Here is a 23,021-nt window from a genome sequence, read left to right as displayed (position 1 = left end):
CCGCGCCGTGAAGATCCCCCTCCCGCCGGTGCCGTTGCCGGCGCGGCTCGCCGACGTCGCCAAGGAGTACGCCGAGGGCAGCCGGACGCCGGTCGAGCCGCGCAACGCGGCCACCGTGGTCCTGCTCAAGCCCTCCGAGGAGGGCCCGGTCGTCTACCTCCTGCGGCGCCACGTCTCGATGGAGTTCGCCGGCGGCATGTTCGTGTTCCCGGGCGGCGGGGTCGACGAGCGGGACTTCGACGCCTCGGTCGGCTGGGCGGGGCCGCCGCCGGCCGACTGGGCCCAGCGGCTGGGCACCGACGAGGACATGGCCCGGGCGCTCGTGTGCGCGGCGGTGCGGGAGACGTTCGAGGAGTCAGGGGTCCTCCTCGCCGGCACGTCGCCCGACGACGTCGTCGCCGACACCACGGGTGAGGACTGGGAGGCCGACCGGGTCGCCCTCGAGTCGCGCGAGCTCGCCATGCACGACTTCCTCAACCGGCGCGGCCTGGTGCTGCGCACGGACCTGCTGGGTTCGTGGGACGGGTGGCTGACGCCGGTCTTCGAGCCCAAGCGCTACCGCACCTGGTTCTTCGTCGCCCTGCTGCCCGAGGGCCAGCGCACCCGGGATGTCTCCTCGGAGTCCTCCGAGGTGGTCTGGCTCCCCGCCCGGGTGGCCGCCGACCGGGCCGACGCCGGCGAGGTGTGGATGCTGCCCCCGACCTACCTCACCTGCCTGGAGGTCGGCACCTTCGACACCCCTGAGTCGGTCCTGGCGGCCGCGGACCGTGAGGTCGACATGTTCACCCCGGCGGTCGAGCCGTCGGGCGAGGGCTGGACCCTGTCGATGCCCGACCGGCTCCGTCCCCTGGTCGCGCAGCGGCACCGCCCGTGACCGACGCCTGGTCCGGAGGCACCTTCGGCGACCGGGCGCGCTGCCTGCTCGCACCCAACCCGGGGCTGATGACGCTCGACGGCACCAACACGTGGCTCCTGCGCGAGCCCGGCTCATCACGGTCGGTGGTCGTCGACCCGGGCCCGATCGAGGACGGTCACGTCGACCGGGTCGACGAGGAGACCGGCGACGTCGCCCTGGTGCTGCTCACGCACCACCACTTCGACCACTCCGAGACCGCGGTCGACCTGGCGACCCGCAAGGGCTGCCCCGTGCGCGCCCTCGACCCGGCCTACTGCCACCAGGCCGATCCGCTCGCCGACGACGAGGTCATCGACGTCGACGGCCTACGGCTCCAGGTCGTGCTGACACCCGGGCACACCGAGGACTCGGTCTCGCTGCTGCTGCCCGCCGAGCGGACCCTGCTCACCGGCGACATGGTCCTGGGTCGCGGGACAACGGTCATCGCCTGGCCGGACGGCAACCTCGCGTCGTACTTCGAGTCCATCGAGCGGATGCGCGACCTGGCCGCCTCCGGTTCCGTCGAGTCCCTGTGGCCGGCCCACGGGCCAGTGCTCGACGACGCCCGCGGGGTGCTGGACTACTACCTGGTCCACCGCCGTCAACGGCTCGCCCAGGTCGAGGACGCCCTGACGCAGCTGGGTGTCGACGTGCCCGACCTCGAGGACGAGGCGCTCCCCCGTCGGGTCGTCGAGATCGTCTACCAGGACGTCGACGAGTCGCTGTGGGGCGCCGCCGAGTGGTCGGTCCGGGCCCAGCTCGCTTTCCTCGCCGCCCGTTGATTCGGGACATCCTGTTCGCCGAATCCGGACTTCCTTTCCCCTGACTCGGGACATCACACGTCCACAGCGTGAACGACAAGCGGTCTCTCCACAGGCCGGGTAGCTGCTGGCTGCGGTAACCCGGCGTGGCCAGCACCGTGTCGGCATGAATCTGCTGCCCAGCTGGCCCGACCATCCGTTCACCCCGGCGGACCTTCGCGCGCTCCAGATCCCAGAGGGACGGCTGCGTCGAGCCGTCAGAGCAGGCGACGTACGACAGGTCGTCCGCGGAGTCTTCGTGTCGGCGGAGACTCCGGACACCATCGAGATGCATGCGCGTGCGGTCGCGCGGGTGGTTCGTCCACACCACGTCGTCTCTGGTCGCACCGCGGCCTGGCTCCACGAAGTCGACGTCTTCGTGTGGGGCGAGCGCGACCTGGTGCCGGTCGTCGAGACCTGTGCACTGCGCGGACACGAGCCCACGGCGATCAGCGGGGTGGACGGACGCACCCGTGACCTCCGCCCGGAGGACATCACCACGGTGCATGGCGTCAGTGTCACCACCCCCCTCCGCACAGTCCTTGACCTCGGCTGCTGCCTTCGGCGTCGCGAGGCTTACGCTGCGCTCAACGCCATGGCAGCACGGCATGGCTTGACCCGCGAGGACTATCTCGCCTCTCTGCCGCGCTTCCGGCGCCGTCGCGGTGTGCGCCAGCTGCGCCCGCTGGTGCAGATCGTCGAACCGCGCGTGGAGTCCGAGCGCGAGTCCTGGGTGCTCCTGGAGATCCACGACGCGACCCTGCCGTGCCCCAAGCCGCAGTACTGGATCCACATCGACGGAGTCCCGACCTTCCGTCTCGACTTCGCCTATCCCCACCTGCGGGTCTGCGTCGAGTACGACGGCGAGGAATGGCACCTGAAGACACCCGAGCAGCGGGAGGACGACGAAACCCGGCGCGGCTGGCTGCGCGACAACGGCTGGACCGTCATCGTCGTGCGCCGCGGCGACTTCACGGGCCAGGCGCGCGACCGGTGGCTCGCCGAGCTGCGCCAGGCACTACGGCCGGGATACAGCAACCGGCGCTGGTGACGGGTTCCCCCGACTCAAGGGTCAGGAAGTCATGACTCGACGGACAGGATGTCCCGAGTCAACGGGCCCGGCGGGCCAGGCGCTCGACGTCCATGATCACGACCGAGCGCGGCTCCAGGCGCAGCCAGCCGCGGGAGGCGAAGTCGGCCAGCGCCTTGTTGACGGTCTCGCGGGAGGCGCCGACCAGCTGGGCCAGCTCCTCCTGGGTGAGGTCGTGATGGACGTGCACGCCGTCGTCGGCGGTGCGGCCGAACCGGTCCGCGAGGTCGAGGAGCGCCTTGGCGACCCGACCGGGGACGTCGGAGAACACCAGGTCGGCAACGACGTCGTTGGCCTTGCGCAGCCGGCCGGCCAGCTGGGCGAGCAGGCCGCGGGCGACGACGGGGCGGCCCTCGAGCCAGCGCAGCAGGTCCTCGTGGGAGAGCGAGGCGAACGTCGAGTCGGTCACCGCGGTGACGGTGGCCGACCGCGGGCCGGGGTCGAACAGCGACAGCTCACCGAACATCTGGCCCGGGCCCAGGATCGCCAGCAGGTTCTCCCGGCCGTCGGACGACGTGCGCCCGAGCTTGACCTTGCCGTCGAGCACGACGTAGAGCTTGTCACCGGTGTCGCCCTCGTGGAACAGCACGTCGCCGCGCCGCAGGCGGCTCTCGGCCATCGACGACCGCAGTGCTGTGGCCGCCTCGTCGTCGAGGGCGCTGAACAGCGGCGCCTGACGGAGTACGTCGTTGTCCACGGCTTTTCCTCTCGACTGCGCGCTCGGGCAGCGCCACTCAGGCGCCGGCGACCGGACACCGCGAGAATCCTAACCAGTGGAATGGGTCACAGGCACCAGACCTGCCGAGAGCGGACGTCCGAGCGGGACGTCAGAGGTAGCGCAGGGCGAGGTAGGGCGCTGTCAGCCCGACCGTGACCACGGTGACGACCAGGCCGTACTTCGTGAACTCCCAGAACCCGATCCGGTGGCCGGCCCGCTCCGCCAGGCCGAGCATCACCACGTTGGCAGAGGCCCCGATGGCCGTGGCGTTGCCGCCCAGGTCGGCACCGAAGGCCAGCGACCACCACAGTGCCTCTCCGTTGCCGGGCATGGTGGGCACCAGACCCACGACGACCGGGGACATGGTGGCGACGTAGGGGATGTTGTCCACGATCGCCGACAGCACCGCCGATCCGAAGAGCAGCACCATCGAGGCGAGCCCCAGCCGGCCGTCGGTCGCCTCGGCGAGGCTGGTGGACAGGTCGCCGATGACTCCCGACTTGACCAGGCCACCGACCATGATGAAGAGGCCACCGAAGAACACCAGCGTCGGCCACTCGACCTCGCTGAGGGCGTCACTGAGCTCCACATCGGTGACCAGGAGCAGCAGACCCGCCCCCAGCAGCGCCACCACCGAGGGCTCGTAGTGCAACACCGGGTGCAACACGAAGGCAGCGACGACGACGGCGAGCACCGCCAGCGACTTGACGAGTAGGCGCGTGTCCTTGATGGCTTCCCGCTCGTCCAGCGCCATGACCGATTCGGCCCGCTCCTCGTCGTAGACGAACGCCGAGCGGAAGAGGACCCGGCACATCAGGCAGAAGACGACCATGAGCACGACGACCCATGGGGCCATGTTGATCAGGAAGTCGTTGAACGTCAGGTCTGCCCGGCTCGCGATGATGATGTTGGGTGGGTCACCCACCAGCGTGGCTGCGCCGCCGATGTTGGAGGCGAGCACCTCGGCGATCAGGAAGGGAACCGGCCGCAGCCCCAGCCGCTCGCAGACCAGGAAGGTGACCGGCGCGATCAGCAGGACGGTCGTGACGTTGTCCAGCACCGCTGAGGCCACCGCGGTCAGCACGCACAGCATCACCATCAGCCGGTAGGGCCGGCCCCGGGAGCGCTTGGCGGCCAGGATCGCGAGGTACTCGAAGACGCCGGTCTGCCGCATCACCGAGACGATCACCATCATCCCGAGGAGCAGGAAGATGACGTTCCACTCGATCCCGCTCTCCTCGTCGAAGAAGGCGGCCTCCGCGTCGCTGATGTGCAGCAGCAGCACCAGACCGGCGCCGACCAGCGCCACTTTGGTGCGGTGCACCCGGTCGGCCACGAGGAAGATGTAGGCGCCTGCGAACACGGCGACGGCCAGGAAGGCGTCCACGGAGCTCCGATCGGGTCGACGACGACGACGCCGACCAGACTTCCCGGCACACCGGTGCCCACCCTAGTGGCCGCGGGATCGCTGTTGACGCGAGGCTAGGCTCGGGACGTGAAGGCCCGCGACCTCGCCGTCCCTTATCCCACGGTCCAGATGCAGACCGATGCGCTCACCGCCGCTCGCCTGCTGACCGAGCACAACCGCCCCGGGCTGATCGTCGTCGACGAGAACAACCACCCCGTCGCCGTGCTCCCCGGTTCACAGGTGCTGCGGGCGCTGGTCCCGACCTACGTCCAGGACGACCCGGCGCTGGCCCGGGTGCTGGACGAGAAGTTCGCCGACACGATCAGCGACCGGCTCGCCGACCACACCGTCGCGGAGCTCGTTCCCAAGGACCGCCCGGCTCTCCCGGTGGCCAACGACGACGACACCGTCCTGGAGCTGGCGGCGATGATGGCCGCCAACCGCTCGCCGTTGGTCGCGGTGCTCGACGGCAAGGGCAAGGGCGCCGCGCTGCTGGGCGCCGTGAGCATCTACGACCTCCTGGGCCGGCTCCTCCCGGCCGCCAAGGCCGACTGACACACACGCTGGCGCGTCGGCACCGCCGCCTATCCTTTCCGCGTGCCCCGCGCTGCCGCAGTTCCACCTACCCGCACCGGGCTGGTGCGGCAGGCGCGCCGGATCGACCGCGTCCTCGCCGAGACCTACCCGGACGCCAGGTGCGAGCTCGACTTCGACAACCCCTTCGAGCTGCTCGTGGTCACCGTGCTGAGCGCGCAGACCACCGACAAGCGAGTCAACGCCGTCCGGCCCACGCTGTTCGCCGCCTTTCCCGACGCGGCCGCCATGGCCGCGGCCGACCGGGAGACCCTGGAGGGGATCATCGGCCCGCTGGGGTTCTTCCGCGCCAAGACCGAGTCGCTGCTCAAGCTCAGCGCCGCCTTGGTCGAGCGGCACGACGGCCAGGTGCCGCCCCGGCTCAAGGACCTCGTCGAGCTCCCGGGCGTAGGTCGCAAGACCGCCAACGTGGTGCTCGGCAACGCCTTCGGCATCCCCGGCATCACCGTGGACACCCACTTCGGCCGGCTCGCCCGCCGGTTCGGCTGGACCGAGGAGACCGACCCGGTCAAGGCCGAGCACGCGGTGGGGGCGCTGTTCCCCAAGCGCGACTGGGTGATGCTCAGCCACCACCTGATCTGGCACGGCCGCCGGTGCTGCCATGCCCAGAAGCCGGCCTGCGGTGCCTGCCCGGTCGCCAAGTGGTGCCCGTCCTACGGCGCCGGCCCGACCGACCCCGAGACCGCGGCCAAGCTGCTCCGGACCGAGGGGCGCGCATGAGACGCACCACTTGGGCCACAGCGGCGCTGGTGGCCCTGCTCGCTAGCTCCCTGTCGTCCTGCGGAGGGGACGATGACAAGGCCGACATGCTCCCGCCGCCGGATGGGCCGCCGCCGTCCTCAGTGAAGGTCGACACCCCCGAGCTGCGCCAGCTCAAGGCCGCGGCCGGGATCGAGGACTGCGAGCCGGGCCCCGGCGGCGGCGCGCTGCCCGCCGTGGAGGTCGCCTGCCTGGGCGGCGGTCCGGCCGTCGACCTCTCCTCGCTGCGCGGCCCGATGGTGATCAACATCTGGCAGTCGGCCTGCACGGCCTGTGAGAAGGAGATGCCGATCCTGCAGGGCTTCCACGAGGCGTACGGCGACCGGGTGGCCGTGCTGGGCATCGACTCGACCGACGTGTTCCCAGGCACCGCGCTCGAGCAGCTCGACGAGCGCGGCGTGACCTACCCGCAGCTCGCGGACCCGGGCGGCGACCTCCAGGACACGGACACGTTCTCCCGGGTGCGCGGCTATCCCTACCTGGCCTTCGTCGACACGGACGGGCAGATCACCTATGAGAAGTTCGGAGCCGTGGAGTCCGCCGACGAGCTCGAGTCCCTGGTCGAGGAGCACCTCGGGGTGAGCCTGTGACCCGGCACCCTGGACTCCCCGACTGGCTGCGTCCCGTCGAGGACGCGGCCCGCTCGATCACCGTCCACGACCTCACCCGCTTCATGCCACCCGAGGACGAGGAGACCCGGGAGTCGGCGGTGCTGATCCTCTTCGGCGAGCACCCCGACCACGGGCCCGACCTGCTCCTCACCGAGCGCAGCCACACCATGCGCTCCCATCCCGGGCAGGTCTCGTTCCCCGGCGGCACCATCGACGCCGGCGAGACCCCGGAGCAGACCGCGCTGCGAGAGGCCTGGGAGGAGACGGGCCTCGACCCCGACGGAGTCGACGTCTTCGCCGAGCTGCCGCCGCTGTGGCTGCCGCCGAGCGGGTTCTCGGTGATCCCGGTGCTGGGGTGGTGGCGGGAGTCCAGCGTCGTGAGCGTGGTCTCCCCCGACGAGGTGCACGCCGTCTACCGGGCCCCGCTCTCCGAGCTGCGCGACCCCACCCACCGGATCACGGTCCAGGGTCCGGTGCCGGGCTGGCGCAGCCCGGGGTTCCTGATCGGCGACGACCACGACGTCATCTGCTGGGGGTTCACCGCCGGGGTGATCGCCCGGCTCTTCGAATACCTCGGCTGGATCGAGGACCTGCCCGACGCACCCGTGCAGGAGCTGCCCGACTACATGCTGGTCGGCCGACGGGTCATGAGCGCCGAGGATCTCGAGGACCTGCCCAAGCCCAACACCGACTTCCTCAAGCGGCGCACGTGACGCCGCGATGAACGTCCTCGACTGGATCCTCGTCGCGGTGGTCCTGGCCTACGCCCTGTCCGGCTACTGGCAGGGGTTCGTCACCGGCGCCTTCGCCACCTCCGGACTCCTGCTCGGCGGGCTGCTCGGCGTCTGGCTGGCCCCGATCGCCCTCGGCGACGCCCAGCCCTCGCTCCTGGTCTCCCTTGGGGCGCTCTTCATCGTGATCCTGGCGGCCTCCCTCGGCCAAGGACTGCTCCAGTTCGTCGGTGCCCGGATCCGCGACCGGATCACCTGGCAGCCCGCGCGCGCCATCGACGCGGTCGGCGGTGCCGCCCTCAGCGCCGCGGCCGTCCTTGTCGTCGCCTGGGCCCTGGGGGTGGCAGTCTCCGGCTCCCGGATCGGCGGGATCACCGGACCGGTCCGCAGCTCCGCGGTGCTGGCCCAGGTCAACGAGGTGATGCCGGCCGCCGCGGGCCAGTTCCTCGAGGCCTTCAACGACGTCGTCGGCACGACCTTCTTCCCGCGCTATCTCGAGCCGTTCTCACCCGAGCGGATCGTCGAGGTGAGCCCTGGGGACAAGCGGATGAAGAGCGACCCCGACGTCGTCCGGGCAGGCGAGTCGGTGCTCAAGGTGCGCGGCACCAACGACTGCGGCCGTGGGGTGGAGGGCACGGGCTTCCTCTACGCCCAGGACCGGCTGATGACGAACGCGCACGTCGTCGCCGGTGTGGACGACCCGGAGGTGGTCGTGGGTGACGACAACGTGCCGGCGACCGTCGTCGAATACGACCCGGAGCTCGACATCGCCATCCTCGAGCTCGACAGCGGCTCGCTGCCGCTGCTGCCCTTCAACGACCCGGCGACGCCGGCGAAGTCCCGCGACTCCGTCGCGATCCTCGGTTATCCCGAGGACGGGCCGTTCGACGTACGCGCCGGGCGGATCCGCGACGAGCAGCGGCTGAGCTCGCCCGACATCTACGGCGACGGCAAGGTCATCCGTGAGGTCTACTCGTTGCGCGGGCTGGTGCGGCCCGGCAACTCCGGCGGCCCGATCGTCAGCTCGGCCGGCGAGGCCGTCGGCGTGGTGTTCGCGGCCTCGGTCACCGACGAAGACACCGGCTACGCGCTGACCGCGGCCCAGGTCGCCCAGGCGGCCGCCCTGGGCGTCACCAGCGAGGACGCGGTGTCGACCGGGGACTGCGCCGGCTGAGGTAGCCGCTACGCCTGACCCTTCAGAGCCTTCGGGATCTCCTTGCCCTGCTCGATCGCCCGCTCCGGTGCCTTGACCTGCTTGACCTTGCGGTAGCCGAGGAACCCCAGCAGCCCGGCGAGCAGGATGTAGAGGCCGAACACGATCAGGAACGACCAGTGCAGGCCCAGCCCGGCCCAGTGGATGAAGTAGGCGATCGCGACCGACAGCATGATGACGCCGAGCAGGGCGATGAACGCGGCGCCGGCGAACAGCGCGATGCCCATCCCGCCGGCCGTGACGCTCACCTTGAGCTCGGTCTTGGCGAGCTCGATCTCCTTGGTGATCAGCGAGGAGATGTCGCGACTGGCGTCGGCGACGAGCCGGCCGATCGTCGGGTCGTCAGGGCTGGGCCGCTCGGAGCTCACGCACAGGACAGTACCCAAGGGCGGCCGGCGGTCAGGAGGGGTCTTCGACCCGGTATACGTCCGGTATCCCGTCGTGGTCGTCGTCCCGCTCCTCGGCCTCACAGATCCGTCGGTAGACCCGGTTGCGGGCCCGGAGAACCGAGGCGGCCATGAGGCCGGCCAGCATTGACCCCACCAGGACCGCGACCACAACGTGGTCGTGCTCGGCCGAGCGCTCGAAGGCCAGCTCACCGATCAGCAGCGAGACCGTGAAGCCGACGCCGGCGAGCATCGACAGCCCGATCACGTCGACCCAGGACAGGTCGTCGTCCAGGTCCGCGTGGGTGAAGGTGTGCAGGAGCCAGGTGGACCCCGCGACACCCAGGGTCTTGCCCACGACCAGTCCCGCGACGACGCCGAGCGCCACGGGGTCCGACAGCGCCTCCCGGAGACCGTGGAGGCCGCCGATGACGACCCCAGAGGCGAAGAAGGCGAAGACCGGTACGGCGAACGCGGCGGAGACCGGGCGCACCCGGTGCTCCACCGCCTCGGCGGGGCCGGGGCCCTCGTCGCCGTCACGGGCCCGCACGGGGATCGTGAAGGCCAGCAGGACGCCGGCCACCGTGGCGTGCACCCCGGACTCGTGGACCAGGGTCCAGGTCGCGAAGGCGAGCGGCAGGAGTAGCCAGGGCGAGAAGACCCGCCGCTGCACCAGCACCCCGAACGCCAGCGTCGGCAGCGCGGCGAGCGCCAGGAACGCCAGGTCGAGGGACTCGGTGTAGAAGACCGCGATCACCGTGATCGCCAGGAGGTCGTCGACGACGGCCAGGGTGAGCAGGAAGGTCCGCAGGGCCACCGGAAGGTGGGTGCTGATGACCGCCAGGATCGCGAGGGCGAACGCGATGTCGGTCGCGGTCGGGATCGCCCAGCCGCGCAGCGAGCCGTCGCCGTAGGCCGCGATGGCGACGTAGAACAGGGCCGGCACGACCATCCCTCCGACCGCCGCGACGACCGGCAGCGCCGCGCGTCGGGGGTCGCGCAGGTCGCCGGCGACGAACTCGCGCTTGAGCTCCAGGCCGGCCACGAAGAAGAAGACCGCCAGCAGCCCATCGGCGGCCCACGTCGCCAGGGTCAGGTCGAGGTGCAGTGCCTCCGGACCGACGACCAGGTCACGCAGGTCGAGGTAGACCTCGGAAGCCGGGGTGTTGGCCCAGACCAGGGCGACGGCCGCGGCCACGATGAGCAGCAGTCCGCCCGTCGTCTCCGCACGCAGGATCTCCGCCACCCGCGATGCCTCGGGGAACGTCCCGCGCGCGAACAGGCGCGAACGATCAGGGGTTGGCTGCTGCACGAGGGCACTCCCGGGGTCGACGACATCATGCCGACCAGGCTTCCCGGCGCTCCACCTCCCAGGCTACCGGCGCCCTCCACGCGCCGCCGGTGCGGCCGCCGACCGGGAACGCGTAGCTCACCGTCGCACCGTCGCGCTCGCGTTCGGCGTCCGGTGCCTGTCGCGCGACCATCCGCGACACCGCACGGTTGCGGGACTCGCTGAACACCTCGATCCGCTCGATCCCACGGGTGCCGGCGGTGGCGATCAGTCGATGGGCCAGCTCGGTGCCGATGCCCCGGCGCTGGTGGCTGTCCGTCACCACGACCGCGACCTCGGCCGCCCGGGACGGGCCGAGCCGCACCCATACGCCGTGGGCGACGAGTCGTTCGGCGTCCCACGCCAACAACGTCCCACCGCGCACGCCGTCGGGCAGCAGGGCGTCGACGAGCGCGGGTGACGGCCCGGCGCCGAGTGCGGTCTGGAAGCGGGCGTAGGCGGAGTCCTCGGAGAGACCGGCCAGCAGACTTTGGAGCGCAGCCCGGTCGCGGGTGGAGCCGGGCCGGTAGGCCACGTGACTCACGACGCCCGCCCGCCCAGGAAGCCGACGGACGCGGCGATGACGCCGGGGTCGCGCAGGATCCGCCCGTGCCCCAGACCGCTCGTCTCGAGCAGGGTCGCGCGCGGGCCGTACGCCGCCGTCACCAGGTCGGCCTGCCCGCGATCCACGACCCGGTCGCCGGTGTCGTGCACGACGAGGATGTCCCGACCGGGGGCCGGGTGCGCGGAGAACCGGTCCCAGATCCCGGTGTCGCCGTCGAACCACCGGCGCTCGATGGCTCGCCGCAGCTCTCGGTTGACGGCCGCCCCGGCGCCGATCCGCCGGCAGAACGTGTCGACCAGCGACCCGAAGTCCCCCACCCCGCTGATGGCGACCAGCCGATCGGCCGCGAGGCCGTGCCGGGCGGCGTAGAGCGACACCGGGACCCCGAAGGAGTGGGCGACTACGCCCTCGAAAGGGCCGTGACGCTCGGCCAGCTCGGTGATCACGACGTGGTGCTCGGGGATCGTCCGCGCGGGACCGCGAGTGGCGCCGTGCGCCCAGGCGTCGTAGGCCATGGGACTCCAGCCGTCGGCCACCAGAGCAGTCACGAAGTCCGCGAAGCGCGAGGCCCGGGACGCCCAGCCGTGCACGAGCAGCACCGGCCGGGCACCGTCCCCCCATCGGTAGGTGACCACCGGGTGCCCGGCACGGCCGGCCACACCGATCCGAGCCGCGCCCAGCACGGCGCGCTCGTCCGGACCCACCAGCGCCGGACGTCCCGGACGACGCCACAGCTCGAGCGCGGCAGAACCGGCCAGCCGGGGCGCGATCCGGGCGACCACGTCGAGGGTGGCGCCGATGCCGGCCGCGAGTCCGGTCGGGGTGGCCGGGTGGGCGTGGGTGTGGGTGTGGGTGTGGGTGTGGGTCATTGCGGAGCTCCCTGCGGTTGGAAAACAATACGAACGATCGTACTATTTGTTTCCCAACGTAGCCAACCGATTTAGGCTGTAGGCCACATGAGCAAGCAGGACGAGCAGGAGCCGCGCGACGGCCGGATCCGCCGCGGCGACCGCACCCGGCGCGCGGTGCTGGCCCGCGCCGTCGACATCGCCTCCGTCGACGGGCTGGACGGCCTCTCCATCGGGCGGTTGGCCGGCGAGCTCGAGATCAGCAAGAGCGGCCTGATCGGGCACTTCGGCTCCAAGGAGGAGCTTCAGCTCTCGACCATCCGGGCAGCCCGAGCGATCTTCGCGACGACCGTGCTCGAGCCGGCGATGGTGAACACCCGGGGCATCGTCCGGGTGCGGGCGCTGCTCGAGGCCTGGCTGGCCTACTCCAGCGACCGCCGGTTCCCAGGTGGCTGCTTCTTCGCCCGGGCGATGCACGAGTACGCCGCGCGCCCCGGCGAGATCCGGGACGCCTTGGCCGTCGTCGACGACGAGTGGCTCAGCCTGATCGCCACCTCGATCGAGGAGGCGCAGGCCGCCGGGGAGATCGACCCCACCGTCGACGCCGCCCAGCTCGCGTTCGAGCTCGACGCCTATCTCGACTCGGCCAACCTGCGCTCGCTGCTCGGCCGCGCCGACGTCTACGAGCGGGCCGCCCGATCGATGGCCGAGCGCCTCGAGTCGGTCGCGACGGTGCCCGCGGGGAGCTAGTCCTCGCCCTTGCCCTTGTCGAGACCTGCGGAGATCAGGTCCATCACCGAGCCGTCGGCCAGGGTGGTCACGTCGCCGACCTCACGGTGCTCGGCGACGTCCTTGAGCAGCCGCCGCATGATCTTGCCGGACCGGGTCTTCGGGAGCTCGGGGACGATCATGATCTGGCGCGGGGTGGCGATCGGCCCGATCTGGGTGCGGACGTGCTTGCGCAGGTCCGAGACGATGTCCTCACCACCGTCGCCGGCCTCGTCGCGCAGGATCACGAACGCGACGACCGCCTGCCCGGTGTCCTCGTCCTTGGCGCCCACCACCGCCGCTTCGGCGACCTTGGGGTGCGAGACCAGAGCGGACTCGATCTCGGTCGTGGACAGCCGGTGCCCGGAGACGTTCATGACGTCGTCGACTCGGCCCAGCACCCACAGGTCGCCGTCCTCGTCCTTCTTGGCGCCGTCACCGGCGAAGTACCAGCCCTGGTCGGCGTACTTGGACCAGTAGGTGTCCTTGAACCGCTGGTCGTCACCCCACAGGGTGCGCAGCATCGAGGGCCAGGGCGCGGTGAGGACGAGATAGCCGCCGGAGCCGTTGGGCACCGACTCGCCCTCCTCGGTGACCACGTCTGCCGAGACCCCGGGGATCGGGACCATCGCCGAGCCCGGCTTGCCGTGGGTGACGCCCGGCAGTGGGCTGATCATGATCATGCCGGTCTCGGTCTGCCACCAGGTGTCGACAATGGGAGTCCGCTCCCCGCCGATGACCTCGCGGTACCAGACGTAGGCCTCGGGGTTGATCGGCTCACCGACGGAGCCCAGCAGCCGCAGGGACGTCATGTCGTACTTGTCCGGGATCTCCCGGCCCTGCTTCATGAACGAGCGGATCGCGGTCGGTGCGGTGTAGAAGACCGAGACCTTGTAGTCCTGGATGATCTTCCACCAGCGGCCCTTCTCCGGGCTGTCCGGCGTGCCCTCGTAGAGCACCTGCGTGGTGGCGTTGGCGAGCGGGCCGTAGACGAGGTAGCTGTGGCCGGTGACCCAGCCCACGTCGGCGGTGCACCAGTAGACGTCGGTGTCAGCCTTGAGGTCGAAGACCGCCCAGTGCGTGTACGCCGCACCGGTGAGGTAGCCCCCCGTCGTGTGCAGGATCCCCTTCGGCTTCCCGGTCGACCCTGAGGTGTACATGACGTAGAGCGGGTGCTCGGAGTCGAAGAACTCACACTCGTGCTCGGGCGAGGCCTTGTCGACCGTGTCGTGCCACCACACGTCGACGTCGTCGTCCCACTCGACCTCCTGTCCGGTGCGCCTGACGACCAGGACCTTCTCGACCGCGCCACCCTGCTCGGCGACCTTGCCCCGGGCCTCGTCGACGGCCGGCTTGAGGGCCGACGCCGTGCCGCGCCGGTAGCCGCCGTCGGCGGTGATGACCACCTTGACGCCACAGTCGACCACCCGGGTCGCGAGCGCGTCGGAGGAGAAGCCGCCGAACACCACCGTGTGCGGGGCGCCGATCCTGGCACACGCCAGCATCGCGACCACGGTCTCCAGGATCATCGGCATATAGATCGCGACCCGGTCGCCCTTGCGCACACCGAGGTCGGTCAGGGCGTTGGCGGCCCGGCAGACCTCGTCCTTCAGCTCGGCGTAGGTGATCGAGCGGGCGTCGTCCTCCGGCTCGCCGACCCAGTGGATCGCCACCCGGTCGCCGAGCCCGTTGGCGACGTGCCGGTCCACGCAGTTGTACGCCGCGTTGAGCCGGCCGCCCACGAACCACTTGGCGAACGGCGGGTCGTCCCAGTCCAGGACGCGGTCCCACCGCTGCGCCCAGTCCAGCCGCTCGGCCTGCGCGGCCCAGAACGCCTCCGGATCGGCCGCAGCCCGCGCGTAGGCCTCCTCCTTGAGGTTGGCGTTGGCGGCCAGCTCGGCCGGCGGCTCGAACCGCCGCTCCTCACGGGACAGGTTTGAAAGTGTCTCAGTGGACAGGGTCTCTTCGCTCACGGACTCACTCCTCGTTCGTCACCACGGGCCTCGCTGGAAACTGACACCGGACACGGTCAGCCTGCACCGACCCTCCACCAGACAGGGTTGCCGGGGGGTTGCCCCCCGACAACCCCCCGGTCTCCCCTCCTGGGTGGGTGAAGTCCTACCCGGAGCCCCGTGTCTACGCAGCGTGTCTACACAGCCTGCCCACCGTGGGCGTCCAGCTCGCCGTGGGCGTGCTTGGCGACGAGGTCGGTTCGACCCGGGTAGCGGATCTCCTCCACCAGCTCCTGCATGAGCGCGGTCGGCTTCGTGGTGAACTGCGAGACCACGATGGTCACCACGAAGTTGATCAGCATCCCGATGAAGCCGAAGCCGACGGGGGCGATGTCCAGGATCGGATCCTTGCCCAGGAAGAACCACGCCGACTCCGACGGCAGCGTCCAGACGAAGTAGGCCACCGTGACCGCGAGTCCGACCCCCATGCCCGTCGCGGCTCCCGCCGCCGTGCATTTCTTCCAGAATATGCCCAGCACCAGGATCGGGAAGAAGCTCGCAGCCGCGAGGCCGAACGCGAGTGCCACCACCTGACCGGCGAACCCGGGAGGGTTGGCCCCGAGATAGCCGGCGGCCAGGACGGCGACCGCCATCGAGACCCGGGCGACCATGAGCTGCCGCTTCTGGTCGGCTTCCCGGTTGATCCGCTTGTGGTAGACGTCGTTGGCCACCGCGGAGGAGATGACCAGCAGCAGACCTGACGCGGTCGAGAGCGCTGCCGCCAGTCCACCCGCCGCCACGAGTCCGACGATCGGTGCCGGGAGGCCTCCGATCTCGGGCGAGGCGAGCACCAGGATGTCGTTGTTGATCAGCACCTCGTTGCCGGCGCCGCCGGTGAACTCGATGGCGCCATTGCCGTTGAGGTCGGTCACCGCACCGCCGTCGACGCCCGTGATGAGGCCGACGTCGGCCCACTTGTCGAACCACGACGCGTCGGCGAGGTTGCCGGCCTGCGACTCGCTGAGGATGTTGTACTTCGCGAACGCCGCGACGGTGGGAGCCGTGGTGTAGAGCAGCGCGATGAAGAACAGCGCCCACAGTGCCGAGTAGCGCGCGGCCCGCACGTTCTTGGCCGTGTAGAACCGCACGATCACGTGCGGGAGGCCTGCCGTGCCGAACATCAGGGTGGCCGTCAGGAGGAACATGTTGAGCTGGCCGCTGCCGGTGAGGGCGGAGGTGTACTCGGCGAATCCGAGCTCGGCCTGCAGCACCTCCAGCTCGTCGAGGATCTGGCCGAACCCGATCTGCGGCAGCGGGATGTCGGTCACCTTGGTCGAGATCGCCACCGCGGGGATGAGGTAGGCGACGATCAGCACGGTGTACTGGCACACCTGGGTCCAGGTGATGCCCTTCATGCCGCCGAGCACGGCGTAGAAGAACACGATCGCCATGCCGATCAGGACGCCGACGGTGGTGTCGACGCTGAGGAACCGGCTGAAGACGACACCCACACCGGCCATCTGGCCGACGACGTAGGTCAGCGAGACCACGATTGCGCAGACCACGGCGATGAGCCGGGCGGTCTCGTTGTAGCGGTCACCGACGAAGTCCGGGATCGTGAACTTGCCGAACTTGCGCAGGTAGGGCGCCAGCAGCATCGCGAGCAGGACGTAGCCGCCGGTCCACCCCATCAGGAACGCAGAGCCGGAGTAGCCGTTGTAGGCGAGCGCGATGAGGCCCGCCATCGAGATGAACGACGCGGCGCTCATCCAGTCGGCCGCGATCGCGGCACCGTTGGCCGGGGCCGGGATGCCCCCGCCGGCGACGTAGAAGCCGGACGTGGTGGAGACCCGGCTCGCGTAGGCGACGTAGATGTAGACCGAGAACGTCAGGACGACGAAGACGAGGGTCCAGGTCTGGATGGCAGTCATCTAGTGAGCCCCCTGCTCGTACTCGTCGATGTCGTTGATGTCGATGCCGTAGCTCTCGTCGAGCTTGTCCATCCGCCACACGTAGATCGCGATCAGCGCGAGGAACACCAGGATCGATCCCTGGTTGGCGAACCAGAAGCCCAACGGGAAGCCGCCGATCTCGATGTTGTTCAAGGCGTCGGCGAAGAAGATCCCGGCCCCGAAGGAGACAAGGGCCCAGATCGCCAGCAGGACGGACATCAGGGTCAGATTCGAGCGCCAGTACTTTCGGCGTTCATGCTCGTCCACGGCACCCTCCAGGTTGGTCACGACTGCGGAGCCACCCGGTTGTGAGCTCCGCCCGCCACGAAGGCAAGCAACGCGGCAAGGACACGGTCAAGACGCATCTATGGCGTCGGTCACACCTTGCGCCCAGTGGCCGGATGGGCTCGGCGAACGGTTCGGCAAGGAATCGGGCGCCACTCATCGGGGCTCCGAGGACCCGTTCGTCGTACGGAACTGACCGCTCGTCGCGTCAGGGCCGATGGTGCGGAGCGACGAGCGGTGCGTCCGTCGGCGCTCGAAGGGGTGCGCGACCCTGTGACCGCGTCTACCGTCTGTCCATGACCAGCCCCAGCGCCGACCGCGTCTCGCTCGGCGGGTCGTCCCGCCCCCGTCGCCCCATGCACCCGGCCCGCCGGAGGCTGATCCTGGGCATGGTCCTGATCATGGTCGGGTCGTTCCTCCCCTGGCTCTACGTCGGTGGGATCGCGAAGTCCGGGGCGTTCGGCCCTGGCCTGTGGACCTTCTACGCCTCCATGCTCGGTCTGGCCGCGGTGCTGCTCCCCTTCCACCGCATCGGAGCAGCACATGCGGCGGTCATGGCCGCCGTGGCCCTGGGGATCCCGGCGTGGCAGGTCGTGCACGCCATCGGCCTGGTGGGTTTCACCGGCTGGATGCCGGGTCCGGGTCTGGTCATGGTGGTAGCCGGCGGTGTGGTGTCCGCCGCGTGCTCGGTCAGGCTCCTGCGGGACCCCGCACCCACTGGCTGAGGCTCACCCCCGATCGAGGGGAACCACCTCTGGGGCGTGCAGCCGAACGATGAACCGGCTCGCGTGGCCGGGCACGGAGCCGCGCGTCAGCAGCGATACGCAGACCATGGCGGCGAACGCGAGCGGCACGCTCCAGGCGGCGGGCTGACCGAGCAGGACGTCCCGCCACGACTCGGGCGCCCGGACGTAGAGCGTCCAGGCCACGCCCGCCCCAGAACCGATCCCGCCGGTCACCAGCCCGGCCACCGCGCCCGCCGGCGTCAGGCCGCGCCACCAGATGCCGAGCACCAGCAGGGGGCAGAAGGTCGAGGCGGCCACCGCGAAGGCCAGACCCACAGCGCGAGCGACGGAGAGGTCCGGGGCCAGGACGGCGGCGGCCAGCGGTACGCCGACCGCGACCGTTGCGGCCACGCGGAACGCGGTCACCCCTGAGTAGCGACCGCCCAGCACGTCCTGCGCGAGCACACCGGAGACCGCGATGGTCAGGCCGGAGGAGGTGGAGAGGAACGCCGCGAACGCGCCCGCGGTCACCAGCCCCGTAAGCAGGTCGCCTCCAAGACCGCCGAGCATCAGGCGGGGGAGCTCCAGCACGACGGTGTCGTCCGCCTCCGCGCCGTAGGCCCGGCCCAGCGCGGCGTAGACCGGCGGCAGCAGGTAGAAGACGCCCAGAAGCGCCAGCACGACGAGCGTGGTCCGACGGGCGGCCCGCCCGTCCGGGTTGGTGTAGAAGCGGACCACGACGTGCGGCAGCCCCATGGTGCCGAGGAAGGTCGCGAGGACGATCGAGTACGTCGTGTAGAGGCCTTTGCCGCCCTCGCCGAGCGGCATCGACCAGCCGGCCCCACCCCCGGTCGGGTGCGGGCTCCCGTCACCGGCCCAGATCGCGAGCAGAACCGCGGCCGGCACCAGCAGCGCGGTGAGCTTCAACCAGTACTGGAAGGCCTGGACGAACGTGATGCTGCGCATGCCACCGCTGCTGACGTTGACGACCACGACCGCACCGACGACCACCGCACCGACCCACTTGGGCGCGTCGACCGAGGCAGCGAGGGTGAGCCCCGCGCCCTGGAACTGCGGCAGCAGGTACAACCAACCGATCGCCACGACGAGCACCGAGCACAGCGCCCGAACCCGCGGGCTGCCGAGGCGAGCCTCGGCGAAGTCGGGCAGTGTGTAGGCACCGCTCCTCCTCAGCGGCGCGGCGACGAGCACCAGCAGCACCAGGTAGCCGGCGGTCCAGCCCACCGGATACCAGAGCATCTGCGCACCGGCGGTCAGCACCAGCGCCGCGACGCCGAGGAAGCTGGCGGCGGAGAGGTACTCGCCGCCGATGGCGCTGGCGTTGAGACCGGCCCCGACACTGCGAGAGGCGACGTAGAAGTCGCTCGTGGTTCGCGAGATCCGCAGCCCGTAGGTGCCGATGCCGAGGGTCGCCAGCCCGACCACCAGCAGCGCGACCAGACCGGGTACGCCTTCGGTGCTCACTCGGTGCTCACTCGGGCTCCTCCGGCACGTGGAGCAGCACCGCGAAGTCGCGCTCGTTGCGTTCCACGCTCCGCACGAACCACCAGCCCAGGACAATCAGCCACGGGTAGACCAGGATGCCCAGCAGCAACCAGGCCAGCGGCAGTCCCGCGGCGTCCACCTTCGCCAGGTCCGGGAAGAGGTGGAAGAGCAGCGGCAGGCTGCCGACCGTCAACGCGAGCACGCCGAGGATGCGCAGGGCGAGCCCCAGCTGCGCGCGGAGCAGGCTGCGCAGGTAGACGTCGCCGAGCGGGGTCTGCTCGTCGATGTCGCCCGTACGGGCCCGAGGCGCGTGGGCGCGGCGCGGCGGGCCGGAGACCCGCACCCGGGCCGGGCGGTGATCGCTCATCGCTTGCCCAGGAGGTCACGCAGCTCGCGGGTGTGCCGACGGCTCACCACCAGGTCGGTCGACCGGTCTCGCGGGCCGACGGCGACGGTGCAACGCCCGGACTCCATCCGCATCTCGGTGACATGGGCGAGCGCGACCAGCAGCGAGCGATGGATCCGGATGAACCCCGCGTCGCGCCACTCCTGCTCGAGCGTGGTGAGGGGCACCCGGATCAGGTGGCTGCCCTCGGCGGTGTGGAGTCGCGCGTAGTCGCCACGCGCCTCGACGTACATCACGTCGCGACGGTCCACGAACCGCGTGACCCCGCCGAGCTCGACGGGGATCTGCAGGTCCTCGACCGGCGCCGGTGTCCGATCCCCCCCGTCGATCACCCGCCGGACAGCCTCGGCCAGCCGCTCCGCGCGGACCGGCTTGAGCACGTAGTCGACCGCGTGCAGCTCGAAGGCGTCGACCGCATGCGACTCGTGGGCGGTGACGAAGACGACCGGGGGCGGCGTGCGGAACCGCTTGAGCACGTGGGCCAGCTCCAGCCCGTTCAGTCCGGGCATCTGGATGTCGAGGAAGACCACGTCGACCTCGCGTTCCTGCAGGGTGCGCAGCGCGTCGGTCGCCGAGTCGCACGCGATGACCTGCCCGATCCGGGGGTCCTTGTCGAGGAGGTACTTCAGCTCGTCCAGCGCTGGTCGCTCGTCGTCGACGACCAGCGCGCGCAGTCGGCTCATGACCCCTCCCCCTATGCCGAGACACCGGGTGCGAACTTGGGCACCCGGACGGTGACCTTGGTACCCGCGCCGGGCGCGGTCTCCACGACCAGGCCGTAGTCGTCGCCGTACGTCGCGCGCAGCCGGGCGTCGACGTTGCCGAGCCCGACGGAGTCGAGCGACTCCTCCCCCGCGAGGGCCCGCCGCACCTTCTCCGGGTCCTCGCCCGCGCCGTCGTCCTCGACCTCGATCAGGCAGTCGTGACCACGGTCGTAGGCCTGGATGGTGATCGTCCCGCCGCCGGCGGCACCCTCGAGGCCGTGCCGGACCGCGTTCTCGACCAGTGGCTGGATGCACAGGAAGGGCACCGCGACGGGTAGGACCTCCGGCGCGATGCTCAGCTTGACGCTCAGCCGATCGCCGAAGCGGGCCTGCTCGAGCAGGAGGTAGCGCTCGATGGAGCGCAGCTCCTCGGTCAGGGTCGTGAAGTCGCCGTGCCGCCGGAACGAGTAGCGGGTGAAGTCGGCGAACTCCGTCAGGAGCGACCGAGCACGATCGGGGTCGGTGCGCACGAAGCTCGCGATCGCGCTGAGGGAGTTGTAGATGAAGTGCGGGCTGATCTGCGCGCGGAGCGCCCGCACCTCTGCCTCCATCAGCCGGGTGCGGCTGGCGTCGAGCTCGGCCAGCTCGAGCTGCCCGGACACCCACTGCGCGGTCTCGTCCGCTGCCAACGCCAGCCCCGCCGTGGGGTAGGTCGCGAACGCGGCCAGCGTCCCGACGATCCGCTCGTCCACGACCAGGGGGCTCACCACCGCCGTGCGCACCGGACACCCCGTCGCATGGCACGGCAGGTCGCCGCGGCCGAAGCTCTGGGTTCGCCCCTTCTCGACCGTCGTGGCCACCAAGCCGCGGACCTGAGCCCTGTGGTGGTCACCCTCGCCGTCCCAAGTGAGGCAGTCCTCGGTGTCGGTGACAGCCAGCGCGGGCGTCCCGAGCAGATTGCGCAGGTGCCGCACCGCTCGCTCCGCCGTCGCGCTGGTGAGGCCCTCCCGTAGCGCCGGCGAGGCCAGCGACGCGGCGTGCAGGGTCCGGAAGGTCGCGCGGTCGGCCTCCGAGCCGAGGTGTGTTCTCCGCCACAGCCGCATGCACACAGCATGACGGAATCTCCCCCGACCCGTGAGCCGTGAGCCTGTGAGCGGCGTGAGGCTGTGAGAACAAGTTGACGGTTCGGAGACGACGAGCCGACGGCCCCGTCACATCGGAAACCCACGATCGGACCACCCGATCAACGCAGGAGACCCGATGACCCTGACCGACAACCACACTGAGAGCGGTGCGCCGACCGCACCCCACCGCCGCACCGGGCGCTGGATCGACGACTGGCGCCCCGAGGAACCCGAGTTCTGGGAGACGACCGGCAAGAGCATCGCTCGACGCAACCTGATCTGGTCGATCTTCTCCGAGCACCTCGGCTTCTCGGTATGGCTGATCTGGAGCGTCAGCTCGGCCTTCCTGCTCGCGCAGGGCTTCACCTTCACGCCGCAACAGCTGTTCTTCCTGGTCGCCATCCCCAACCTGGTCGGCTCCTTGTTGCGGGTCCCCTACACGCTCATGGTCGGCAAGGTCGGCGGCCGCAACTGGACGATGGTCAGCGCCGCGCTGCTGCTGGTGCCGACGCTCCTGTTCGCCTACGCCGTGACGAACCCGAGCACGCCGTATTGGGCGTTCTGTCTGATCGCCGCGACTGCGGGCTTCGGCGGCGGCAACTTCTCCAGCTCGATGGCGAACATCAACTTCTTCTACCCGACGTCCAAGAAGGGCGCCGCCCTCGGCCTCAACGCCGCCGGTGGCAACATCGGCGTCTCGATCATCCAGTTCGCCCTGCCGCTGCTCGTGGGCGGCGCCGGCATCTTCGGCCTGGTCAAGGCATCCGAGGGCGGTATCAACCTCGAGCGGGCGGCCTGGGTCTACGCCGGACTCGCCGTCGTGGCCACGCTGGCGGCCTACTTCTTCATGGACAACCTCGGCACCGCCAAGACCGACACCAAGGCACAGCTGAGCGTGCTGAAGAACAAGCAGACCCTGGTGATGGCGTTCCTCTACATCGGCACCTTCGGCTCCTTCATCGGCTACTCCGCGGCGATGCCACTGCTGATCAAGCTGAACTTCTGGGTGCCGGACCCGGCACCACTCGGCACCGGCATCTACTTCGCGTACTTCGCGTTCCTCGGCGCCCTCGTCGGCTCGGTCACCCGCCCTCTGGGCGGCTGGCTGTCGGACAAGTTCGGCGGCGCGAAGGTCACTCTCGTCGCGTTCGCCGGCCTGATCACCTTCACCGCCGCCGTGCTGTGGACGCTCATGCAGCTCACGCCGAACCCGACGGCCGACGTCGCGATCGCCGAGGACAACAAGTCCTGGTTCCCGCTGTTCCTCGGATTCTTCCTGCTGGTCTTCGCCTTCACCGGCATCGGCAACGGATCGACGTACAAGATGATCCCGGCGATCTTCAAGACCGAGGCGGAGCGGGTCGGCGAGGCCGGCAGCCCCGAGCGCGAAGCGGCCATGCTGAACGCCACCAAGCGGGCCTCCGCCGCCATCGGCATCATCGGCGCGGTCGGCGCGCTCGGCGGCTTCCTGATCCCGATCACGTTCAGCTCCCCGTGGGTCACTGCCCCGATGGAGGCGACAAAGACCGCGTTCATGATCTTCACCGCCTTCTACATGGTGTGCGCCGCGGTGACCTGGTTCGTCTACCTCCGCAACCCGCACCCGGCCAGGGCCCACCTCAGCTACGCCGGAGTCGGGATCTGACCTCCC

24 protein-coding genes are annotated in these 23,021 nt (G+C 70.4%); 11 read left to right on the top strand and 13 right to left on the bottom strand.

Annotation, left to right across the window (positions count from 1 at the left end):
- Positions 1 to 7 precede the first annotated feature (7 nt).
- From ACYVC6_RS03115 to ACYVC6_RS03105, 3 genes are all read left to right on the top strand, one after another.
- On the top strand, positions 8 to 874 hold the full coding sequence (locus ACYVC6_RS03115; protein WP_460710864.1) for an NUDIX hydrolase: 867 nt from the start codon (positions 8 to 10) through the stop codon (positions 872 to 874).
- Positions 871 to 1,677, top strand: a complete 807-nt coding sequence (locus ACYVC6_RS03110; protein ID WP_460710862.1) for an MBL fold metallo-hydrolase — start codon at positions 871 to 873, stop codon at positions 1,675 to 1,677. Before ACYVC6_RS03115 ends, ACYVC6_RS03110 begins: the two co-directional genes overlap by 4 nt.
- Before the next feature lie 145 nt (positions 1,678 to 1,822).
- Positions 1,823 to 2,746 (top strand): hypothetical protein, encoded by a 924-nt coding sequence (locus ACYVC6_RS03105; RefSeq protein WP_460710860.1) that lies wholly within the window; start codon positions 1,823 to 1,825, stop codon positions 2,744 to 2,746.
- A 58-nt stretch (positions 2,747 to 2,804) separates the two neighbouring features.
- Here ACYVC6_RS03105 and ACYVC6_RS03100 read toward each other — a convergent pair whose 3' ends face one another.
- Both ACYVC6_RS03100 and ACYVC6_RS03095 read right to left on the bottom strand, forming a co-directional pair.
- Positions 2,805 to 3,482, bottom strand: coding sequence for a Crp/Fnr family transcriptional regulator (locus ACYVC6_RS03100; RefSeq protein WP_460710858.1), 678 nt, complete (start codon positions 3,480 to 3,482; stop codon positions 2,805 to 2,807).
- A 130-nt stretch (positions 3,483 to 3,612) separates the two neighbouring features.
- Complete coding sequence (locus ACYVC6_RS03095) at positions 3,613 to 4,890, bottom strand: ArsB/NhaD family transporter (RefSeq protein WP_460710856.1); 1,278 nt, start codon at positions 4,888 to 4,890, stop codon at positions 3,613 to 3,615.
- Between the two features lie 108 nt (positions 4,891 to 4,998).
- On the opposite strand from ACYVC6_RS03095, the gene ACYVC6_RS03090 reads away from it, so the two are divergent.
- From ACYVC6_RS03090 to ACYVC6_RS03070, 5 genes are read left to right on the top strand one after another with little or no spacing between them, the layout of a single operon-like run.
- A complete protein-coding gene (locus ACYVC6_RS03090) occupies positions 4,999 to 5,466 on the top strand; it encodes a CBS domain-containing protein (protein ID WP_460710854.1) in 468 nt (155 codons plus the stop codon).
- A 42-nt stretch (positions 5,467 to 5,508) separates the two neighbouring features.
- Positions 5,509 to 6,225, top strand: coding sequence for an endonuclease III (gene nth / locus ACYVC6_RS03085; protein ID WP_460710852.1), 717 nt, complete (start codon positions 5,509 to 5,511; stop codon positions 6,223 to 6,225).
- Complete coding sequence (locus ACYVC6_RS03080; RefSeq protein WP_460710850.1) at positions 6,222 to 6,854, top strand: TlpA family protein disulfide reductase; 633 nt, start codon at positions 6,222 to 6,224, stop codon at positions 6,852 to 6,854. The genes nth and ACYVC6_RS03080 overlap by 4 nt, the downstream gene beginning before the upstream one ends.
- The gene (locus ACYVC6_RS03075; RefSeq protein WP_460710848.1) at positions 6,851 to 7,588 is read left to right on the top strand and encodes an NUDIX hydrolase; all 738 of its coding nucleotides are present in this window, start codon (positions 6,851 to 6,853) and stop codon (positions 7,586 to 7,588) included. The genes ACYVC6_RS03080 and ACYVC6_RS03075 overlap by 4 nt, the downstream gene beginning before the upstream one ends.
- A 7-nt stretch (positions 7,589 to 7,595) precedes the next feature.
- The gene (locus ACYVC6_RS03070; RefSeq protein ID WP_460710846.1) at positions 7,596 to 8,780 is read left to right on the top strand and encodes a MarP family serine protease; all 1,185 of its coding nucleotides are present in this window, start codon (positions 7,596 to 7,598) and stop codon (positions 8,778 to 8,780) included.
- 8 nt (positions 8,781 to 8,788) lie between these two features.
- Here the strand turns inward: ACYVC6_RS03070 and ACYVC6_RS03065 are convergent, their stop codons facing one another.
- The 4 genes from ACYVC6_RS03065 to ACYVC6_RS03050 are packed head-to-tail and all read right to left on the bottom strand — an operon-like array spanning position 8,789 to position 11,969.
- Positions 8,789 to 9,187: a phage holin family protein gene (locus tag ACYVC6_RS03065; RefSeq protein WP_460710844.1), complete on the bottom strand. Its 399-nt coding sequence runs from the start codon at positions 9,185 to 9,187 to the stop codon at positions 8,789 to 8,791.
- Positions 9,188 to 9,218: 31 nt separating this feature from the next.
- Complete coding sequence (nhaA, locus tag ACYVC6_RS03060; protein WP_460710842.1) at positions 9,219 to 10,517, bottom strand: Na+/H+ antiporter NhaA; 1,299 nt, start codon at positions 10,515 to 10,517, stop codon at positions 9,219 to 9,221.
- Positions 10,518 to 10,542: 25 nt separating this feature from the next.
- The gene (locus ACYVC6_RS03055; protein ID WP_460710840.1) at positions 10,543 to 11,079 is read right to left on the bottom strand and encodes a GNAT family N-acetyltransferase; all 537 of its coding nucleotides are present in this window, start codon (positions 11,077 to 11,079) and stop codon (positions 10,543 to 10,545) included.
- Entirely contained in the window at positions 11,076 to 11,969 is an 894-nt protein-coding gene (locus ACYVC6_RS03050; protein ID WP_460710838.1) for an alpha/beta hydrolase, read from the bottom strand. The genes ACYVC6_RS03055 and ACYVC6_RS03050 overlap by 4 nt, the downstream gene beginning before the upstream one ends.
- 87 nt (positions 11,970 to 12,056) lie before the next feature.
- On the opposite strand from ACYVC6_RS03050, the gene ACYVC6_RS03045 reads away from it, so the two are divergent.
- Positions 12,057 to 12,698: a TetR/AcrR family transcriptional regulator gene (locus tag ACYVC6_RS03045; RefSeq protein WP_460710835.1), complete on the top strand. Its 642-nt coding sequence runs from the start codon at positions 12,057 to 12,059 to the stop codon at positions 12,696 to 12,698.
- Here ACYVC6_RS03045 and acs read toward each other — a convergent pair.
- The 3 genes from acs to ACYVC6_RS03030 form a co-directional block, all read right to left on the bottom strand.
- Complete coding sequence (gene acs, locus ACYVC6_RS03040; protein WP_460710833.1) at positions 12,695 to 14,689, bottom strand: acetate--CoA ligase; 1,995 nt, start codon at positions 14,687 to 14,689, stop codon at positions 12,695 to 12,697. The genes ACYVC6_RS03045 and acs overlap by 4 nt on opposite strands.
- A gap of 176 nt (positions 14,690 to 14,865) precedes the next feature.
- Positions 14,866 to 16,599 (bottom strand): sodium:solute symporter family protein, encoded by a 1,734-nt coding sequence (locus tag ACYVC6_RS03035; RefSeq protein WP_460710831.1) that lies wholly within the window; start codon positions 16,597 to 16,599, stop codon positions 14,866 to 14,868.
- The gene (locus ACYVC6_RS03030) at positions 16,600 to 16,887 is read right to left on the bottom strand and encodes a DUF4212 domain-containing protein (protein ID WP_460713297.1); all 288 of its coding nucleotides are present in this window, start codon (positions 16,885 to 16,887) and stop codon (positions 16,600 to 16,602) included. It lies immediately after the preceding gene.
- 314 nt (positions 16,888 to 17,201) lie between these two features.
- Here ACYVC6_RS03030 and ACYVC6_RS03025 point away from each other — a divergent pair, with 314 nt between their 5' ends.
- Positions 17,202 to 17,630 carry a hypothetical protein gene (locus ACYVC6_RS03025; protein ID WP_460710829.1) on the top strand — a complete coding sequence of 143 codons (429 nt, stop codon included), beginning with the start codon at positions 17,202 to 17,204 and terminating at the stop codon, positions 17,628 to 17,630.
- A 3-nt stretch (positions 17,631 to 17,633) separates the two neighbouring features.
- On the opposite strand, the gene ACYVC6_RS03020 is transcribed toward ACYVC6_RS03025, so the two are convergent.
- The 4 genes from ACYVC6_RS03020 to ACYVC6_RS03005 are packed head-to-tail and all read right to left on the bottom strand — an operon-like array spanning position 17,634 to position 21,349.
- Positions 17,634 to 19,115 carry a sodium/solute symporter gene (locus ACYVC6_RS03020; RefSeq protein ID WP_460710827.1) on the bottom strand — a complete coding sequence of 494 codons (1,482 nt, stop codon included), beginning with the start codon at positions 19,113 to 19,115 and terminating at the stop codon, positions 17,634 to 17,636.
- A gap of 7 nt (positions 19,116 to 19,122) precedes the next feature.
- Positions 19,123 to 19,503: a hypothetical protein gene (locus ACYVC6_RS03015; RefSeq protein ID WP_460710825.1), complete on the bottom strand. Its 381-nt coding sequence runs from the start codon at positions 19,501 to 19,503 to the stop codon at positions 19,123 to 19,125.
- On the bottom strand, positions 19,500 to 20,225 hold the full coding sequence (locus ACYVC6_RS03010) for a LytR/AlgR family response regulator transcription factor (RefSeq protein WP_460710823.1): 726 nt from the start codon (positions 20,223 to 20,225) through the stop codon (positions 19,500 to 19,502). Before ACYVC6_RS03010 ends, ACYVC6_RS03015 begins: the two co-directional genes overlap by 4 nt.
- Positions 20,226 to 20,236: 11 nt before the next feature.
- Positions 20,237 to 21,349: a sensor histidine kinase gene (locus tag ACYVC6_RS03005; protein ID WP_460710821.1), complete on the bottom strand. Its 1,113-nt coding sequence runs from the start codon at positions 21,347 to 21,349 to the stop codon at positions 20,237 to 20,239.
- 157 nt (positions 21,350 to 21,506) lie between these two features.
- On the opposite strand from ACYVC6_RS03005, the gene ACYVC6_RS03000 reads away from it, so the two are divergent.
- Positions 21,507 to 23,015: an MFS transporter gene (locus tag ACYVC6_RS03000; RefSeq protein WP_460710819.1), complete on the top strand. Its 1,509-nt coding sequence runs from the start codon at positions 21,507 to 21,509 to the stop codon at positions 23,013 to 23,015.
- Positions 23,016 to 23,021: the final 6 nt, after the last annotated feature.

The organism is Nocardioides dilutus (assembly GCF_054779555.1).
The sequence above is the reverse complement of the archived record's forward strand: the minus strand, read 5'-3'. Positions and strand labels throughout refer to the sequence as shown.